This is a genomic window from Moorena sp. SIO3H5 (genome assembly GCF_010692395.1).
Lineage (GTDB): Bacteria > Cyanobacteriota > Cyanobacteriia > Cyanobacteriales > Coleofasciculaceae > Moorena.
Window position 1 is genome coordinate 1 of the sequence record NZ_JAAHHS010000126.1, and the last position, 18695, is coordinate 18695.

At 44.3% G+C, this 18695-nt stretch carries 16 protein-coding genes; 5 read left to right on the top strand and 11 right to left on the bottom strand.

Features of this window, described 5'->3' with window-relative positions; all coding sequences use genetic code 11:
- Window positions 1-769: 769 nt before the first annotated feature.
- On the bottom strand, window positions 770-1480 hold the full coding sequence (locus F6K52_RS15730) for a response regulator transcription factor (RefSeq protein ID WP_293079158.1): 711 nt from the start codon (window positions 1478-1480) through the stop codon (window positions 770-772).
- Between the two features lie 681 nt (window positions 1481-2161).
- Here F6K52_RS15730 and F6K52_RS15735 point away from each other — a divergent pair.
- On the top strand, window positions 2162-3586 hold the full coding sequence (locus F6K52_RS15735) for an NADP-dependent isocitrate dehydrogenase (protein WP_293079160.1): 1425 nt from the start codon (window positions 2162-2164) through the stop codon (window positions 3584-3586).
- A gap of 234 nt (window positions 3587-3820) precedes the next feature.
- On the opposite strand, the gene F6K52_RS15740 is transcribed toward F6K52_RS15735, so the two are convergent.
- The 10 genes from F6K52_RS15740 to F6K52_RS15785 form a co-directional block, all read right to left on the bottom strand.
- Complete coding sequence (locus tag F6K52_RS15740; RefSeq protein ID WP_293079162.1) at window positions 3821-5065, bottom strand: hypothetical protein; 1245 nt, start codon at window positions 5063-5065, stop codon at window positions 3821-3823.
- A gap of 128 nt (window positions 5066-5193) precedes the next feature.
- Window positions 5194-6360: an LptF/LptG family permease gene (locus F6K52_RS15745; RefSeq protein ID WP_293079164.1), complete on the bottom strand. Its 1167-nt coding sequence runs from the start codon at window positions 6358-6360 to the stop codon at window positions 5194-5196.
- Between the two features lie 114 nt (window positions 6361-6474).
- Entirely contained in the window at window positions 6475-7746 is a 1272-nt protein-coding gene (gene iscB, locus F6K52_RS15750) for an RNA-guided endonuclease IscB (protein WP_293079166.1), read from the bottom strand.
- Window positions 7747-8041: 295 nt separating this feature from the next.
- Entirely contained in the window at window positions 8042-8770 is a 729-nt protein-coding gene (gene lptB / locus F6K52_RS15755; protein WP_293079168.1) for an LPS export ABC transporter ATP-binding protein, read from the bottom strand.
- Window positions 8771-8929: 159 nt separating this feature from the next.
- Window positions 8930-9436: an LptA/OstA family protein gene (locus F6K52_RS15760; RefSeq protein WP_293079170.1), complete on the bottom strand. Its 507-nt coding sequence runs from the start codon at window positions 9434-9436 to the stop codon at window positions 8930-8932.
- Between the two features lie 198 nt (window positions 9437-9634).
- The gene (locus tag F6K52_RS15765) at window positions 9635-10066 is read right to left on the bottom strand and encodes a DUF309 domain-containing protein (protein ID WP_293079172.1); all 432 of its coding nucleotides are present in this window, start codon (window positions 10064-10066) and stop codon (window positions 9635-9637) included.
- Entirely contained in the window at window positions 10063-10428 is a 366-nt protein-coding gene (locus F6K52_RS15770; RefSeq protein WP_070395220.1) for a ferredoxin-thioredoxin reductase catalytic domain-containing protein, read from the bottom strand. Before F6K52_RS15770 ends, F6K52_RS15765 begins: the two co-directional genes overlap by 4 nt.
- Window positions 10429-10664: 236 nt before the next feature.
- Window positions 10665-11834, bottom strand: coding sequence for a DUF58 domain-containing protein (locus F6K52_RS15775; protein WP_293079173.1), 1170 nt, complete (start codon window positions 11832-11834; stop codon window positions 10665-10667).
- Between the two features lie 16 nt (window positions 11835-11850).
- Window positions 11851-12678, bottom strand: a complete 828-nt coding sequence (locus tag F6K52_RS15780) for a Uma2 family endonuclease (protein ID WP_293079175.1) — start codon at window positions 12676-12678, stop codon at window positions 11851-11853.
- A 101-nt stretch (window positions 12679-12779) separates the two neighbouring features.
- Complete coding sequence (locus F6K52_RS15785; RefSeq protein ID WP_293079177.1) at window positions 12780-14135, bottom strand: Mur ligase family protein; 1356 nt, start codon at window positions 14133-14135, stop codon at window positions 12780-12782.
- A gap of 206 nt (window positions 14136-14341) precedes the next feature.
- Between F6K52_RS15785 and glp the strand changes: the two genes are divergently transcribed.
- The 4 genes from glp (at window position 14342) to F6K52_RS15805 (ending at window position 18656) form a co-directional block, all read left to right on the top strand.
- Window positions 14342-15661: a gephyrin-like molybdotransferase Glp gene (glp, locus tag F6K52_RS15790; protein WP_293079179.1), complete on the top strand. Its 1320-nt coding sequence runs from the start codon at window positions 14342-14344 to the stop codon at window positions 15659-15661.
- 215 nt (window positions 15662-15876) lie between these two features.
- Entirely contained in the window at window positions 15877-17505 is a 1629-nt protein-coding gene (gene hflX, locus F6K52_RS15795; RefSeq protein WP_364417945.1) for a GTPase HflX, read from the top strand.
- A gap of 231 nt (window positions 17506-17736) precedes the next feature.
- Entirely contained in the window at window positions 17737-17883 is a 147-nt protein-coding gene (locus tag F6K52_RS15800; protein ID WP_293079181.1) for a hypothetical protein, read from the top strand.
- Window positions 17884-18050: 167 nt separating this feature from the next.
- Window positions 18051-18656, top strand: a complete 606-nt coding sequence (locus tag F6K52_RS15805; protein WP_075903522.1) for an HD domain-containing phosphohydrolase — start codon at window positions 18051-18053, stop codon at window positions 18654-18656.
- The last annotated feature ends 39 nt before the right edge of the window (window positions 18657-18695 follow it).

Consider the following 18695-nt stretch of genomic DNA (forward strand, 5'->3'; position numbering starts at 1 on the left):
CGCAATGTTGGGAATTAGTTGATAAGTTAATGCGTTTAAGTCGTCATAAGCTCGATAATTATTTACGAGGTATGAGAGCTATGAAGCTTATACAGTCTACTTTTTAGCTCTCATGTCGCCCCCCCAGAAACTACTTATATAAAAACGGACTTCACTGCTTGTCTTATTTATTCCACAATTTTCGATCACTGTCTTGATGCAGCACGGCCTCCCAAACCTTGTGAAAAATTGACCGGATGGAAACCAGAAAAAAAATAAACAAAATAACTCGTTATTCCGTGGTAAAAAAATGCAAAATCACTCACAAAAAAGCTAAACATAATAAAAATTAGACGGAAGTTTACCTGAATTTACTAACATCTCAGGTTCAAAAGGAAACTGAGTTATTTTGTCATAGTCTAAACTCCAGTAAACCAACATTTTTGTAGAAAACGGCTTCTCGTTTGGGCGGATATAACTCACAAACGCTATATCCAAAGCCTCGACGCTGGACACTGTGAATCAGAATACAGGCATTTTGTCAATTTCAACACCTATTTCCCAACATGAGACTTGCTGGGTAGACCGAAGACTAGTTGCGGAAGAAGTTGAAAGCTGATAGTTTATACCTTAAGGGGTTAGCTTGTGGTCAGTCAGCAGTGAGGAAATTGGCTGATGGGTGATAGCTAATAGTTAAATAAAAGCTCAGTTGATGTCTTTTGGAAGTATATATACAAGGCAGCTCCGTCAAAATCGAAGATTGACCAATAAACCAGATTTTGCACCATGTCTACTCCTTGGGACGTTTGTATCCCTGCTCATAGGCAAAGCGCACCAATTGGCTACGATTATTTAGTTTCAACTTATGGAGTATACTACTGAGGTGAGTCTGAACAGTACGAGGGCTGATAAATAGGCGATCGCTTATTTCTTTGTTGGTTAACCCCTGAATAACTTGCCAAAATACTCGTTCTTCTGCTGGTGTCAAGGGTAGAGGTTGAGGTTTTGCCCCTACCTGAGCAAAAGTCTTAGAATTCTCAACACCAGCAGCTGTTGAGAATTGGTTAGCTAGATGGCCAGGAGCTATAGCAGTAGCTTGCTGCATCAACCGAACAATTTCAGCATGGATACGGTGCGAGCGCTCTAGCAGTGCTTCGATTTTTGCCTCTAGTTCTCTAGGCGCAACTGGTTTAGTTAAATAATCATCTGCTCCCATAGAATGACCATTAATACGGTCTTCTAATTCTGCTTTGCTAGATAAAAAAATAAATGGCATCAGCCTACCATTGGGAATGTTTCTCAGACGACGGCAAAACTCTAGACCATCCATTTCCGGCATCAGTACATCAGAAACTACCAGATCCGGGGGATTTTTGAGACAAGCTTCCAAGGCTTCAGTTCCCGAACACACTTGTTCTACCTGGTATCCTCGATGTTCCAGGTAGCGCTTCAAAAGAGTTAGCAGGGTTTTATCATCGTCAACAACTAAAATCTTTTTCATATTCTTTCTGGAGCCACCTTTTCTACAAACACTCCTGCCAATTGGTCATGAATTGATGCTGCTGCCATCTGGCTGGAAGTCTGTGATTGGACCACTCAGACAAACAATACACCATATCTTTTAATTGGAATTCATTTGACCATAGGCAGCATCTATGCTAATAACACTGTAAGTTTCGGTGTTGAAGCCCTAACTATTGACACATCACCCAAGCAATTTTTTAGGAGCGATGGCGCTGCACAAAGCAGCCTTAGCTGACTGTTGTAAAACAGTTGAACACCTTCCTATTACAGGAGAACTTAAGCTATAGAACCCCTATTTCAGCATAAAGGCTGATTTCAAACAGTTGAGCCATGGTGTAATAACTTCATCAAAGCTTTGAACTTGAACTACGTTCACTCATGCTAATACCCAGAAATGGGAATTTTCGGGAAGAAAGCTCAACAACTACCTGCTCTTTCTGTCAGTCTTGCCCTGTAAAGTAGTAATCATCTTAATGAGAAGATTAACAAGGGTAGAGTTTTTGCCATCCCCCTATGGATAGACTTTACCTCAACTACCATCTACCTGGGGTTGATCAGCAAAAAAGCTTAATGTCTCAAGCCCAGTGCAGGAGATCTGGTAGTTTTCTGACTATAGGTCTATTGCCAACTTCCATCTGAAATTCATTAAAACTACTTTATGTACGAGAAAATCTCCCCTTGCCAGACTGGTTCTGCGATTACCTACAAGGATGGTCAACCCATTGTTCCTGACAACCCAATTATTCCGTTTATTCGCGGAGATGGTACTGGCGTCGATATCTGGCCAGCTGCCCAGAAGGTAATTGATGCAGCAGTCCAATGCGCCTATGGTACCGATCGCAGCATCAGCTGGTTTAAAATCTACGCGGGTGACGAAGCTTGCGAAAAGTACGGTACTTATCAGTATTTACCCGAAGACACCCTCAATGCCATCAAAGAATACGGCATTGCTATCAAAGGACCCTTGACAACTCCTGTGGGGGGTGGTATACGCTCTCTCAATGTTGCCCTGCGGCAAATTAATGACCTCTATGCCTGTGTGCGTCCCTGTAAATACTACCCAGGAACCCCCTCTCCCCACAAAACTCCAGAGAAACTGGATGTGATTGTCTATCGGGAGAATACAGAAGATATCTACTTGGGTATTGAATGGCCCAAAGGGAGCGAAGTTGCTGAAAAATTGATTACTTTACTCAATCAGGATCTAATCCCAGCGACTCCAGAACATGGCAAAAAACAGATTCCCTTAGATGCTGGTATTGGCATTAAACCCATCAGTAAAACTGGCTCCCAGCGTTTAGTGCGCCGCGCCATCCAACATGCCCTCAGGCTACCTAAGCCAAAGCAGATGGTGACTTTGGTACATAAGGGGAATATTATGAAGTACACCGAAGGCGCGTTCCGGGACTGGGGTTATGAACTAGCAACCACAGAGTTTCGAGCAGAATGTATAACTGAACGGGAATCTTGGATTCTGAGCAACAAGGAGCAAAATCCTGACATTAGCCTGGAAGAGAATGCTCGCGCGATTGAACCGGGTTATGATGCCTTGACCCCAGAAAAACAGGGGAAAGTGATCCAGGAAGTGGAAAATGTCCTTAATTCCATATGGGACACCCATGGGCAAGGTCAATGGCAAGATAAGGTGATGGTCAATGACCGGATTGCGGACAGCATTTTCCAGCAAATCCAGACTCGACCAGCGGAATACTCTATTCTGGCTACGATGAATCTTAATGGTGATTACCTATCCGATGCTGCTGCTGCTATGGTTGGTGGATTAGGTATGGGTCCAGGAGCGAATATTGGTGACACGTGTGCGATTTTTGAAGCCACTCATGGCACAGCTCCCAAACACGCGGGTTTAGACCGGGTAAATCCAGGCTCTGTGATTTTATCAGCAGTGATGATGCTAGAGTATATGGGTTGGCAAGAAGCTGCTGATTTGATTAAGAAGGGAATATCAGATGCGATCGCTAACCGGGAAGTTACTTATGACCTAGCCCGGATGATGACTCCACCAGTAGAACCTCCCCTGAAGTGTTCTGAGTTTGCTGAGGCAATCATTAAATATTTTAGTTGACACTTGAGTGTCTTAAGTTGGTAACCCGATCAACAGAGGTTGTGAGGAAACTTGTTACGACAGGCGATGCCAGAAACTGGGTCGATGAACCGAACGTGCAAGTCTACATTTAAGGGCAATCCTTGGGAAGATTTGCCCTAAGCCCTTGGTTGCTGTCAAGCTGTCAGGTTAGGGCGAGTCGATTAACCAAAATTTATTAAAAGAGAATCTCCCCGTATGGGAGACCGGGGAATGTCAAGGATTGGAAATAATAATTTTAGGTCGCCTCAGCTGACTTCGTTCAAGCTTAGACTTTAAGCGAGGCTGATTGAAAAACTGATTTTGACTAGTAGACTGGGTAGAAAATTGCCCCAATTTACTAGTTCCTTGCGGTGCTACTGGTGTAAGCGGTGCTGCCGTTGGTACACCGGTAGCTTGCCGGAATGGAGTAGAGTAGGTGTTGGAATTGAGAGGAACTGTAGGTGTTGTCGGAAAAGTTCTATCGTTCCTTGTTCGAGGTAAATTGACTCCAGGATAATTAATTTGTCCCGAAGAAGGAGCTGTTGTGGGTGTGGTCGAGAAAGTCCTGTTACCGGTTACACCTGGTCTTATTGCTCCAGGATAGGTAATTTGTCCTGGATAGGAGGGAGTCGGTAATGCTTGATTGCCAGTTGCCCTCAACGGTATCGGGCCCCTAGCTTTAATGTCCTGAGTTCCTGAGTTCCGTTGTTCGAGAACTCCCCTGTTTGGATAGGAGATATTTGAAGGCAATATGTTAGCAGGTAGTTGAGGTTTGCTATTACCGGTATTAGACTTAGCAGCATTAAGCCTATTCAAGGCTTCCTGTAAAGGGCTGACTGGTAACTCTGCTGGATTAGTGTAGAGGGAATTGAGGGAACCCAACCCCAAGACAGAATTAGTCGGGTTCAGTGTGCTTGAGGATAAAGATCTCTGATTAACAGAGTTAGGATTGGTCAGTAAGCCATTCCCAGGAACGGGAGGAATATTAAACAAATCGTTTGTAGATGTAGCAAAGGGATTTCTGGCTTTTGAGGACTGCTGAGGTACGACGTTTGGGGTTAGCAAAGGTGATTTTGCTTGGGAGTTAGCTTTTGTCTGCTGAATAACTTGAGTAAATAACCCTTCTGAATTTTTGGTTTTAGACTTTTTGCTTTTCTTGGTTTGCTGTGGTGGTACTGATATAGCACTTAGGGTTTCGAGCTCTGCTAATAGCACGGCAGAATTATCAATATCAGCCAACGTTGCCGCTAGTTCATCATCTTCAGAAGACAGGGTTGGTTCCACGGTGGGAGTATCAGTTTCAGCCACTTGATTGATCCCAATTGCCCTTAACAATTCTGGACGGTTCCAGTATTCCCGGACAAACCACAACATTAGGGATAACAAGACAGCTGCTCCCCAAAATGCTGGTCGTCCCAAAGGTTGTAGTTGAGCTTTCCAATAGCGGAGGTAGGCAGGAGGTTGATTACGATAAGACATAGCAGGTTTCAACGATGTTAGATATTTCAGCTTCGCTGTAACTTGATGCTAGCTCTTAATCAACGGATTCAGGTTTACAATTAGCAATTTACAATTAGCAACAATAACTACCTCTCTATCAGGCCTATCTATCGGGCAGCCCTATATAACAACAATCCTCCCGCACCTAGTCCAAATAAATTAGGCAACCAGGCTGCCATCAAAGGAGAGAAAATGTTAACTAGACCTAGGGCATTCGTTATAAACCCTAATAAGTAGTAAGAAAAAATCACTAAAACACTAATGCCGAAACTGGTTGCTTTACCTGTACGTTGAGGACGAGTTCCCAAGGAAGCTCCCACTAAACCAAAAACTAGACAAACAAAGGGAAAAGAAATTTTTTGTTGAATTCTGATCCTAAGTTTACGGATTTTTTTAGCATTACCACTATGGCGTAATACCTCCAAACGCTCTAGAGACTGAGCAATGTTCATTTCACCATAGTCACGATTTTTTTTTGCCAAATCCAAAGGTGTTCTAGGAAGTTGTAGCTTTTGTTTTTGAAATCTGAGAATATTGCGGTAAGAAGCATCGGGAGATATAATATAAATAGTCCCATCTAAAAAATCCCATAGATTTTCAGTGGGGTTCCAAACGGCAGACTCAGAGGTGACAATTTGTTCCAGACCGGTATGAGAAAAGTCTAAAATTGTCAAGCCTCTCATCTGCTTACCATCAAATTCCTCGGCGTAGAACCAACGCTTAATTTTGTTTACTTTTTTGCCATTGGGTAGCTTTACTTTTTGATATTCGGGATAAAATATGTTCCTTTCCTGAAAGGATGGTCTTTCTTTTTTGAGCGCTTTATCTAAGGTGATTTTGGACTGGTAGTTAGCCGCAGGAACCACTAATTCATTAAATACAAATGTCAGACTTGTAACGAGCAAACTCACCACTACAGCAGGTATTACGAGTCGGTAGATGCTTACCCCAAAGCTACGCATGGCAATCAACTCACTATCGCTACTGAGGCGAGAGTATGCCATCAGAGCAGCTAAGAGCATCGACATTGGTAAAGCATAGGAAATAAACTGGGGTATCTGCAACAGTAGCACTTGAAGTGCAATTCCCAGTGGTAATCCTGCTTCAGTAACTTTGCGAACCAACTCAAATAGGGTTCCAATAGCTACACCCAGTGATGAAAAAGCACCTATACCAAACAGCAGTGGTGGGATTAGCTCAAATACGATGTAGCGATCCATCACTGATAAGCCAGGCATTAGTGCAATGATGGACTTGGATTTACCAAATTTCATCTGTCCGCCTCCCGGTCGTCTCCCGCTATAATCTTTGATTTAGCGGTGAGACTTGCCATATAAACACCTGGGGTTACCCCAGGTGACAGGCACTCAGGAAAGGGAGGACAGGCTTTAATTTGTATAGGCATAACCATCCTTCCTGTGAATAAATTGACAATACTTGTGACTGATTCCTTGCACCAGTCCTGATTTAGTTGAGATATTGAAATATCCTGATTTTCGAGTTGCAACTCGTCCAACGTAGGTACCGATTTTCTTGCCTTTAGTTACCACAGCTCGGACAATATCACCCGTTTGAAAGCCTTTGTGAATTTTAGTTCTTGAACAGTGACGGACAGGGAATCCATACTTGTTGGTTCGACAAAGCTGACGAGTTCCGTGACCTTTGGCAGTAATCAGCAAAGGATGGGTTACTTCAATGATCAATGTTTCAACTTTCCCGACATTTGCTGCGTCTAGCCAATGAGTTTTTGGCAGGTTTTGACGGCATCTATTGAATTTAGTCAATCCGCCGCTGCCAACCTCGACTGGTATTCCAGTTGACTTTAGATCGTGGTATAATTTCCAGCGAGTTGTATTAACAGAAGCTGCGTCAGCGAGAGGGCGTCTCGCTTGACTCAATACACGCTTCAAGACACTAGGCTTATTAGACAGGAAAAGCTCAATATCTTGATTAGACTTAGCTTGATTGCATGGGTGACACGCAATAGCTAAGTTAGAAACCCGATTGGAACCGCCTTTAGACTTGGGTTTGATATGCTCAATTTCTAACTGAGTACCTGTTGCCCCACAATAAGCGCATTTACGATTCCATTTTTCAAGTAAATATTCCCGAAGTTCGTAACCGTAAAGTGTGCCCTGCTGATAATCGATCCCAGATATTTCAGGATTTTGTAGTTTTTGAGTGTCAAATCTAACTAGCTCTTGAGAGATACCAGTCACAGGACATACTCTAGTCAGCTTTTCAACCCAAGTTAAAATGTTTTTAACTCTAGACATCAGGCTAGGAGCTAACCAACCTTTTGATCTAGTTCTATTAAGAAATCTGGGCTTACGATATCGAGTTTTACGATTGCGTCGGGCACGCCTTAATTGCCTACGAGAAGTTAGTGCGTCTCGAATTTGAAAGCCTCTGTGGGTAAGCTCTGCTCCCCAAACCACTCGATTTCCTTGGACGATAGCTAAACCACTTGTTTTTGCTCCAGGATCTATTTTGATTTGTGACCCGTGAGTTATAGGTTCTTTTATTTCCTCTGTCAAGATTATAGTAAACGGGTAACGACGATAGACTTTAGCCTTACCTGTTGAAAGTAGAATCCTAGCTCTTGCTGGCCTACATGGATCTAAAGGTTGTCGATTTTTGTTGAGCACAAATACACGCATAACTGTGTTTCCTCCTATTGCTAGGGTAAAGTTAGCTTAGTCAAAGTTATTTCTCGGTACTTTCCCAGCTACACTGGCTTAACTCAATTACACCTGTTTAATAACTGGGTTCTAGAGCTGGGGACTAGCTACGCATCCCCAGGTAGGAACTTGAACACTTAGAAATAACGTAGTTCTTATAGAACTTAGACTGGTAAACTTTGAGCTTAAAAGCTCCCGCTATACTCGCGTTGTGAGTTAGCGGTGAGTTGTTTACGATTTGCTAATCGCGCTTATTAATTTTTAATCGCTTCTTTTATCGTTGAAACCCTGTCCCTAAGTAATACTTACGTACTAGAGGATTATCATAAAGTTCTTCAGCACTTCCGGCAGCCAGGATTTGTCCTTCTCGCATAATGTAGGCGCGGTCAGTAATCGCTAGGGTTTCTCTTACATTGTGGTCAGTCACCAGAATTCCCATTTGGCGATCGCGTAATCGAGCCATAATTTTTTGAATCTCTGAGACAGCAATGGGATCGACACCAGCAAATGGCTCATCCAAGAATAAGAACTTAGGTCCAAATGAACCAACAGCTAACGCTCTTGCCAGTTCTGTTCGACGTCTTTCTCCTCCAGACACTTGATTACCTAAGGTATTGGCAACTTTTTCCAAACGAAACTCTTGGAGTAAGTAATGCATTCTTAATCGCCACTCACTACGAGGCACACCAGTTTGTTCTAAGACTAATTGAATATTGTCCCGAACACTAAGGTGGCGAAAGATACTAGCTTCCTGAGCCAGATAACCAATACCTAGCTGGGCTCGCCGATTGATCGGCATGGCAGTGATATCTTGATCATCTAGCCAAACCGTACCCAGATTGGGTTTTTCTAGACCAGTGGCAATGTAAAAGGTTGTAGTTTTACCAGCACCATTAGGACCAAGCAACCCTACAACTTCTCCTTGGGCAACGGAAAGATTAACGCGACTGACAACACTGCGCCTGCCATAGGACTTATGGATATTATCTAATAATATTTTCACAGATAGCACCTTTAATCGGTCATTAGTCAATAGTCCATAATCCTTATATACTTTGTAATTAACTAATGACCAGGAAATGACCAGAAGTGGTTGCAGGCTATTCTATCAATTAAGATCTAGTTTTTAAGCCATAATGGCTGATGGTAGGGGTTGATTTAGCTAGGGAAGCCCTGGAGCAGGTGATGTGGTGCTGTCTGAGTCTGTAACGATGTAAATTGATTCTACCTGTTGGTTCTGTTGAGGCAGGGCTACAAAGCGTCCTTCATCAATCAAATAGGTAATGGTTTCACCCTGAATACTATTGCCCTCTTGCAACACAAAAACATTACCATTGAGAACCAGACGGCGCTCACGGCTGAAGTATTGTGCTTGGGCTGCAGTTGCTTGTATTTGGCGAGCGGGATAGTTAATTTGGACATTGCCACGGGCTGTGACTACGCCAGTTTTGGAGTTAGCTTCCTGGACATCAGAGCGAACCGTCAAGGCACCTCCATCAGCTGCTGATCGCGCAGCGTGGCCTACGGCCTTTGGTTTATTTTGGGCTTGTGCTTGGGGGATGTTAAGGAAAGTTGGTAATGCGATCGCACCTACCAAGGTAACTGGCAAGAATAATCTTAGACCTAGATTATGCCTTAATCGGTTAGTATATTTAAGGTCGGACTTCATGCTGTTGTGTGTGATGACTGATCTCGAATACCAATAAGCTGTTCTGCCTACTAGTTTAAGCAAATCCAGCCATAGCTTGGGAATGAAAATGGGCTTTTTGCTCTAAGGCACGTGTTTTAGTTTTGACGACTAGGCACCAACAAAGTTTCTCATCCCTTGAAAGCATGTGCTAACAACTAATGGTTAACAAGTTAATGGTTAACCATCAACTCCCTTGAGTTTTGGAAAACCCCTAACCCCTTCGCCACCAACTACAACATGATTGCTGTCAGCCGCCTCTAACTGTCTAACAAAATCAGCAACTTGCTCTGAGCCGACTTTTTGCAATGCCTGTAGGAGATTAACACTTTGAGATAGTAGCTCAGTGACATCAATTCCCCCATAGTCTGGTTGATAGTTACTGAGACGTCCGATCCCTTCACCGAGTAAAACCACTGCACCACGCCAGTTTAGATTACCTAGGTGGTAGCAGGCAACAGATATTTGTAAAATTCCTTGATAAAACCGCTTTTGCGGCTCAACTGCTTCTATCCATAAAGCTTCAAGGGTGTCGTGACAAGCGTAAAACTCTTGCTGATTAAATTGATCGACACCCTGCCAAAATTCTTCAGGTAGTACTATGGCTGTCATGCCATGCTATCTCGCGCAGCTTTAATTTCGTCTAAGGAAATTTCTTGCTTATCACCGGCAAAATCGTTATCCGGGGTTAAAAATAACATACAGTGGCACTCCTTGCGTTCCCGCATTGGGACACAAGGGCAATTCCAGAAGGTAGCTTTCACCTCTGCTTCTTTGTCTTCATAATGGCGGCAAGGGCATAAGGGAGCACCGAGTTCTTCTTTGTTTTTGGCAAGTCCCTCAATAACCACAGCAGTTACGCTTGGGTCAACACAGAAGTAAGTGTCAGTCCGCTGAGCATAAGTCTGAGCAAAGTTTTGCATCGCCTCCAGTTTACTATCACTGGCTTGATTAGCTATTGGTGATGTAGTCATTTAGTAAAATTGAGTTATGAAAGAGTTCTTAGAATTGTATCGTACTGTCTTACAGGTCAATCGGATATTTGTTGATCGTTGGGATAGCGATACATAGTTTAGGATAATGGTTTGATCGCTTGAATTGGTGTTAAGACATACCAAAACCTTCTGCTTTACCCTAAATCAGCAGACCAGACTGCAAACAACCTGACCTTAGCTCCGTTCATAATCCGTTGCGTTTCACAGGTTATTTGCTATTGTATCGGTTGCTGTAACTGAGGTTTTAGGGGCTCAGTCGTATTAATTACAATTCCCAAACTATCGCGCTTAAGTTGTTGGACTGGCTTCCCCACGGATACATCTTTTGGCCACAGTAAGCAACGACTTCCAGGGGGTAGGGAGTTAAGACTAACAGGATTTTGAGTCAGCCAGATCAAGGGTAGATAGGGGGGTAAATAGGGTTGCTCTTCAGCTTTCCCATCAACTCCGGCTTGGGTGGCAGCAAGGGCCTCTAACACTACTGAGTTACCGTGCAATAACCCTGTTATTGGTGTCCATAATTTCACATTTGGCTGAGTCCGACAAGCATAGGAGTACATCGAAGCAGCAGCAATAACGGCTTGTTCAAAGTCTTCCGGATGCCATTGACTGGAGCTATCGAGGCAGATGATAATTTCTTGAGAACCAGTCAATACTTCTAACTCCCGTACCAGTAATTCACCGTAACGAGCACTGGTGCGCCAGTGAATCAGACGGGTAGGGTCACCAACTCGGTAAGGTCGTAGTGCTTTGGTAAGGTCTTGGCTAAGTGATTGAGATTTGCGATCGCTTTGGACTTGCATACTGTCCTCTTTACCAATTTCATCCACTAGGGGACAGCGAGTAAGGGGAAGTACAGTGGGATAAACTACTGCCCTAGCACTAGCATATCGACGGCGACGGCACCAAAATAATCCCAAGGGTGTGGCAGTTCTCAATTGTACCTGTTGCCAGCGATAGACTCCTCGTTTGGCGGTGGGATGGTAGTAAACCCAGCGATGGACACTTTGGGCTGGAATGCTAGCTACTGGTGTTTTGGTGATTGCTCCGAGTTCTGGTGGGAGCATATCCTGAATTTGTAATAGGCTTTGAGGTCCGAGGGTGGGGTTTTCGATTTCTAGTTCAATGGTTAACTGGTCTCCCACACTGACTGGTGAGATCGGACCTCGGCGTACTGATAGATGGTTAAGCGATCGCATTGGCAAGATAGCGGCAATTACCAGTAGGGCAAAAATAATCGCACTGATCACATAGAGCCATCCTGCCATGGTATTGGTGGCAGCACCAAAGAAACAAATGGCAATTCCTGCTAAAAGAAAACCTCCATAGGCGGGATTAACCCAGTTGGTTTCTAACCATTCGGTGGTTTGTTTGATAACGCTCATGACTTTTTACAGTTATTCAACCCTCAACTTGTTCTCGTACCTGTTCTACACTCAAGCTTAGGGCTTCTGCTACCTGTTCCACTGTTAGTCCCATCTTCAAGAAACGGGGCACAGCCTCGAAGATTGCCTGTTCAGCTTTTTGAGCTCGTGCACGTTCTATTTCTGCCTGCTCATTACCAATCAGCAATAGATTACCTTGGTTATCCCACCACCTTACCCAGAGTTGGTTTTGATTTTGATAGGTTCCCTGCCACAGTCCCAATTCGATTCCTAATGCTTCAATGGGATAATGACCTCTCTCGTTGGGCTTCATTTTGTGATAGAAACCTTTAAGGAATTCATAGACCTCCAAGTTACCGGTTTTGATTTCATAGATGCCGTAATAGGCAATGCGTATAATCTGCTCATAAACCCAAAATTTGCCTGGTTTAGTGACTTTTCCTTCCTCACTTCGGGATAGAGGAGTTTGGTCTCGTTCTTCTTCCCCGTTCCCACTGGCAAATTCAAGAGCAATTAAAGGAGCGATATATTCTCGCCATATCACGTAGGAACGGCGAATTTCACCATCTAACTTAGGGGGAACGTTGGGAACATAAAACCAGTCAGGAGCTTCTGCTCCTTTTTCCGGTGGGTCAGTTTCTCGCCAATAGATACCACAGTCTTGTCCAATGGCATAGTATCCATCGGGATGAATTTCCTTTAAAACTGGTCCAATGGAATCTGTGAGTAAGATGCTTTGGGGGTGTTCCTGAAAATTTTTCACAAAACTTCCATCTGATTCTGGTAGTTGGGTGTGATCTGGGAAAGGAGGAGGTAAAACCACCCGGTCAATACTTTGAGTCATGGTTTCTTGATCGGCTCCTACTGGGGGTATAGATTTATTTTGGCAGAATTTTTCATGAGTCAGGAGTTAATAAAATTTCCAATTCTCTCCCTTAAAAATACCTACAAAATTTTGCGCCCAGTCAAAAGTCCCCGCACTTCCAACATGGCAGAATAAGTAGGCAAAATATGAAGGGTTTCATGATCTGGAGTTTGTTCCAAAGCGGTAGCGATCGCTTCTGATAAATCTTCTTTAATAATCAATTGGCAATTAGTCTGATCTTGATTCTGGTCTTGATTCTGGCTGTATTGTAGACGGATTGCCATATCATAAACGCGATCGCCACTGACTACCACAGTTCCCCCTGAGTTCACTAATTTCTCTGTATCCACATCCCAAATCCAAGACACATCTGTGCCATCAGGGGTTCGGTCATTGAGTACCACTAGTTTAGTGGATGCTCCACCTTGTTTTTGCAAGTCATTTACAGCCCGAATCGTTTCATTCATCCCTACTGGATTTTTTGATAACAGAATCCGAACCCGCTTGCCATCCACAACTAATTCTTCTGCTCGTCCAAAGGCAGCGCGGAAGGTTTTAATACTGTTGTAGATGGTATCCCGCTCAATTCCCATGTCTATAGCTAGTAATCCCGCTGCCAATGTATTGTATTTGTTATAGATACCAATTAATATTTGTGGCCACTGGCTACTATTGACTCCGAGTTGAGGTTTACTAAAGCCACATTGAGGACAGTGATAGTCTCCTAGATGAGACAGATAAACCCCCTCATAGTCCAGGGGATGTCCACAACTGGGGCAGTAAATTGAGTCAACCGCATGGGGAATTTCATCAAGATAGAGATCTCGCTCACTTAACCCAAAGAAAAAGACTCTCTGGGGTAACTGTTGACCGAGGTAAGACAGGGTAGGGTCATCGCCGTTTAAAACTACAACGGTTTCCTGAGGTAAGGGAGCGATCGCATTTTGCCAGCGACGGCTAATGGTATCCACTTCCCCATAACGATCGAGCTGGTCACGAAACAGGTTTAAGCCCAAAATAAATTTAGGCTGACAATCAAGCAATACCAAGGGCAGCACATTTTCATCCACTTCCAAAATGGCGTAATCAGCATCCAACTGACCAATCTCATTGGTATGAACTAGGAGTGCGGTCACTAAGCCATTAATCAAATTTGCCCCAGTACTATTGTGAGCAACTTGCCAACCAAGGTCTTCCAGGATAGTGCATAGAAGTAGAGAGGTGGTAGTTTTACCGTTAGTACCAACAATTAGAATCACACCTCGTCTGACCTGAGCTAAGAGTAACGGAAGCACTTGAGGCTGGAAACGACGGGCAATTGCTCCAGGCAGAACACTTGCTGCCCCTAGGTTTAATAACCGAACCAGAGCGGTGACGGTTTTGGCAATGCCTACGGATAACCCTAATCGTAATCTATCGATAATTGATCTAGTCACGGGATGAAAGCTACAAGTTGTTCGTGGATCAAAGAGTCGGAACAGAAGATGAACGCATCAGAATCGAAATTTCCGATGAAAGCTAAAAACCTACCATTGATTAAGAGGATAATTAGGAAAGATTTGACGCGCACCAGAGCGCAAGTCCTTCACTTTGTCCTTCATGCAATAGTGCTGCATCGTTCATCTTTGATACTTAATAGGCAATGCTACCAGTTCAAGAAGCAGAGTCAATCATTCTCAATTTGGTTCAACCCTTTGACCCACGGCTGGAAACACAGGTGGTAGAGCTATCCGCTGCTACTAATAGAATTCTGGCCACAACAGTGACCAGTAACTTAGATTTTCCGCACTGGGATAATTCAGCCATGGATGGGTATGCCGTGCGTTATAGCGATGTCCAATCCTGCAATCACGAACAACCAGTAGTTTTGACTATTGTCGAAGAAATCCCTGCTGGATATCAACCCCAATGTGAAGTCAAACCCGGACAAGCCTCACGGATTTTTACTGGAGGTTGTATGCCAAAAGGAGCTGATACGGTGGTGATCCAAGAAAACACCAAGCTCCAGGACAATCAGGTGCTGATTTTGGAGGCTCCCCAACCCCAAGCCTTTGTCCGTCATCGGGCATCTTTTTACCAAGCCCAAACCAGTCTTATGAAACCAGGAATTAGGCTTGGTGCTCCAGAAATCGCCGTCTTAGCTGCAGCTCAGTGTAACCAATTGACAGTGTATCGGCGTCCTAGGGTGGCAATTTTTTCCACTGGCAACGAGCTAGTAACCCCTGACCAACCCCTACAACCAGGTCAAATTGTCGATTCTAATCAGTATGCCTTGGCTACCTTTGTCTCCCTCTTGGGGGGAGTACCCATACCTATGGGGATTGTGCGCGATCAGCCAGACGATCTAAAAAATGCGATCGCAAACGCTATCTCCGAAGCAGATATGGTTCTATCTACTGGCGGTGTATCAGTGGGGGATTATGACTATGTAGACCAAATATTAGCCCAGCTCGGGGCAGAGATTCACATCCACTCGGTTGCCGTTAAACCCGGTAAACCCCTAACAGTTGCTACCTTTACCTCCCCCTTGCCTAATTCCCCAGAAGAAAGTGATCTTTCTATTACTCCCTCCTGTTCAAAACGTCCAGTACTGTACTTTGGTCTACCTGGGAATCCCGTTTCAGCACTAGTCAGTTGTTGGCGGTTTGTTAAACCAGCACTGTTAAAACTATCTGGTTTACCGGAGGAAGTTTCGAAACCAGTTTTTGTCAAAGCGATCGCATCTAATGACTTACATGCCGGTGGAACCCGGGAAACTTACCTGTGGGGACAACTGTGTTTAGATGCAGCTGGTGCCTACGAATTTCATCTGGCCAGTGGTAGTCATAGTTCTGGTAATTTGATTAATCTTGCTTATACCAATGGTCTAGCGCTGGTGCCAATCGGTAAAACCTTGATTCGGGCTGGTGAATCAGTATTAGTCTTACAGGTAGGGGAAAATTTGGCTAGGGCAAAAGGTTAGTTGACAGTAATATCAAATCCGGTACCCTATACCCGTAGCAAAGCCGGATTTTTGGTTTCACTGGGTAAGTCTTAAAATAGATACAGTAGTCTTGGAAACCAGGTTACTGGTCAGTAGCGCCTATCGATACTATCTACGGTAATCTTCAAGGTCTTAAGCCTAGCCAGCTCAAGCAACTAAAACGGCTGTATCACCAACGCTTACCCAGCGATAACTTGACTACGCCGGAGTTTGCTCAACGTGTTGCAGCCATTAGCACAGACATTCAACAGCCCCTATGCACCTACATCAATCGCCGGGGACAAGTGATTCGTGTGGCTGTAGGTACCCCTACTCAGACCAAAATTCCTCCCCTGGAATTGCCCCGTTACGGTGCTGAACGATTGTGCGGGATTCGCTGTATCGCCACTCAGCTCAAATCAGAAACCCCTAGAGAATCTACCCTCACCGCTATGGCAATTCAGCGATTGGATGCATTGGTGGTACTTACGATTACTGGGTCAGGTATGATCAGGCGGGGTGGTGGAGCAACAGGTTATATCAAAGAAACCTATCTCGCACATTTACTCCCTCCTAGTAACTCAGAAGCAAACAATAAGGTAGACTCTCAACTCCTAAATTGGAGTGTATCATCACCCATGAGTCTGGATATTCTGACCAAGCAGGATTTCCAGGAATTGATCGAAGAGCTAGAAGCTGAGTTTCGACGGCAATTTGTGGCTCAGCAAGTTGATGTTGACCAAGATAGGGTGCTGATTATAGGATTAATGACTGAAAAAATCAGCCCAGAGCGATTTGAAGATGGCTTAGCAGAAATTGGGCGGTTGGTGGAAACTGCTGGTGGAGAAGTATTAGGCGTAATCCAGCAAAAGCGATCGCATCCCCATCCCCAAACAGTAGTTGGTAGCGGTAAGGTCGAAGAAATTGCCCTGACTACCCAAACCCTAGCTGCTAATCTGGTAGTATTTGACCGCGACCTATCACCAGCGCAAGCTCGCAACCTAGAATCCCAAATTGGTGTTCGGGTTGTAGACCGTACTGAAGTGATTCTCGATATTTTCGCCCAACGAGCTCAATCCCGTGCTGGTAAATTGCAGGTGGAACTGGCACAACTAGAATATATGTTGCCTCGCCTTACTGGTCGGGGTCAGGCAATGTCCCGCTTAGGAGGTGGCATTGGTACTCGTGGTCCGGGTGAAACCAAACTGGAAACCGAACGCCGCTCCATTCAGCGTCGAATTACCCGACTTCAACAAGAAGTAAACCAATTACAGGCTCATCGGTCAAGGTTAAGACAGCGGCGTCAGCAACAGGATGTTCCGACAGTGGCGGTCGTTGGTTATACAAATGCCGGCAAATCTACCCTGTTGAATACCCTAACCAATGCTGAGGTTTATACCGCTGACCAGTTATTTGCTACCCTTGACCCCACCACACGACGCTTACCTATTGTTGACTCACTAACGGGTAAGTCTGGCGCTATGCTATTGATCGATACGGTAGGGTTTATTCACGAGTTACCCCCACCCTTAGTAGATTCATTTCGGGCTACCCTCGAAGAAGTAACAGAAGCAGATGCTTTGCTGCATTTAGTGGATTTATCCCATTCAGCGTGGGCTAGTCAGATTCGTTCTGTAATGGGAATTCTAAGGGATATGCCCATTACACCAGGACCGATTTTAGTAGTATTTAATAAAATCGACCAAGTAGATAGTGATACCCTAGCGTTAGCGAAAGAAGAATTTCCTCAAGGAGTTTTTATTTCTGCTAGTAAACGTCTTGGACTGGAGACATTGCGTCAGAAACTAGTTGAGTTAGTTCACTATGCGATCGCAACTCAATAAACTGACTCAGGGTCATGAAAAATTAACCAAAATCGGGATTTAGCTACTTTTAAATAAGTAGTATTATTGCAGTTTTATTTATTGCTATAGCAGTCCTATATGATTCGTGAAATATATTGGCCAAAGTGTTCGCGATAGCGTCGGCTGTGGCCGTAGGCCACGCTGCGCGAACGCCGAATCGCTAAAACCCTTGCCCAGCAATAATCCCAGATTTTGCTGATTTTACAAGCGATGCAGCGCGGTCTTGGGGAGCCAGTGCGGTCTTGGGGAGGCAGCGCGGTCTTGGGGGTCCCCCCCATGAGCGACTGCCGTGGTTCCCCCCATGAGCAACTGGCGTGGTTTCCCCCACTCGCGCTTTGCATCAAGACAATGATTTAGGATTGCTATAGAAGTGGATTTTACTAACGTCTCTAACTACTTCTAAAGGAGTACCACTATGGGACAAAGACTTAATCAAATGGATTAGCTTCATAAAAATTTCACATCTGTAAGCTAATAGATAGGGATAATTTAATTGTTAAAATCAAAACCAACTTCAAAGTTTGATGCTTCGTTCTGGGGACGCCGATATCCTAAATTTCCTTGAACAAATCCAGTTGGCTCGCAACGTACCCATTGGCTTAAGGTGCTATCGTCTGCGAACTATGTGTATGCATTTTGGGCGCTGGTTAAACTTAGAGCCAGAAGCAATGCGTCAGCTGGTTTTTTTGTGCTATTGCCACGGTTTAGGGAAAATTAGCATTCCCGATCAGATCCTGTTCAAAACAGGACCGCTGACAGAAAAGGAGTGGACAAAAGTTAAGGAGTATCCTGAAGTTTCAGAACTGATTTGTAACCAGTATCCGCTCCTAAAGGAGTTTGCATTCTTAGTGCGTACCCACCAAGAGAGGCTGAATGGCACTGGTTATCCGGATGGGTTGCGTGGTGAGAAAATTCCTTACATTGTTCAGGTCTTTCAGCTCGTTAATGCGGCAGATGCTATCATCAGCAAGCGGCTATATCGTAACCGTAGTGACCCCCCAGGCATTCGCCCCTACTGGAAACAGGCTGTAGCAGAAATTACCAAAGAAATAAACGTTGGGGCAAGAGATCCAGAACTCTGTGAAAAGTTTTTCCGCTTTCTTGAACTGTACTATCGAGGCGGTGGCTGAAGGTATAAAGTTAAAGGTATAAAGTTAAAGGTATAAAGT

What these genes read in the sequence shown, in the direction of transcription:
- F6K52_RS15775 (WP_293079173.1), bottom strand. Translation starts at nt 11,834, where the DNA reads ATGAGCGTTATCAAACAAACCACCGAATGGTTAGAAACCAACTGGGTT.
- F6K52_RS15760 (WP_293079170.1), bottom strand. Translation starts at nt 9,436, where the DNA reads ATGAAGTCCGACCTTAAATATACTAACCGATTAAGGCATAATCTAGGT.
- F6K52_RS15780 (WP_293079175.1), bottom strand. Translation starts at nt 12,678, where the DNA reads ATGACTCAAAGTATTGACCGGGTGGTTTTACCTCCTCCTTTCCCAGAT.
- glp (WP_293079179.1), top strand. Translation starts at nt 14,342, where the DNA reads ATGCTACCAGTTCAAGAAGCAGAGTCAATCATTCTCAATTTGGTTCAA.
- F6K52_RS15735 (WP_293079160.1), top strand. Translation starts at nt 2,162, where the DNA reads ATGTACGAGAAAATCTCCCCTTGCCAGACTGGTTCTGCGATTACCTAC.
- F6K52_RS15745 (WP_293079164.1), bottom strand. Translation starts at nt 6,360, where the DNA reads ATGAAATTTGGTAAATCCAAGTCCATCATTGCACTAATGCCTGGCTTA.
- F6K52_RS15740 (WP_293079162.1), bottom strand. Translation starts at nt 5,065, where the DNA reads ATGTCTTATCGTAATCAACCTCCTGCCTACCTCCGCTATTGGAAAGCT.
- F6K52_RS15765 (WP_293079172.1), bottom strand. Translation starts at nt 10,066, where the DNA reads ATGACAGCCATAGTACTACCTGAAGAATTTTGGCAGGGTGTCGATCAA.
- F6K52_RS15770 (WP_070395220.1), bottom strand. Translation starts at nt 10,428, where the DNA reads ATGACTACATCACCAATAGCTAATCAAGCCAGTGATAGTAAACTGGAG.
- F6K52_RS15800 (WP_293079181.1), top strand. Translation starts at nt 17,737, where the DNA reads ATGCAGCGCGGTCTTGGGGAGCCAGTGCGGTCTTGGGGAGGCAGCGCG.
- F6K52_RS15805 (WP_075903522.1), top strand. Translation starts at nt 18,051, where the DNA reads ATGCTTCGTTCTGGGGACGCCGATATCCTAAATTTCCTTGAACAAATC.
- F6K52_RS15730 (WP_293079158.1), bottom strand. Translation starts at nt 1,480, where the DNA reads ATGAAAAAGATTTTAGTTGTTGACGATGATAAAACCCTGCTAACTCTT.
- iscB (WP_293079166.1), bottom strand. Translation starts at nt 7,746, where the DNA reads ATGCGTGTATTTGTGCTCAACAAAAATCGACAACCTTTAGATCCATGT.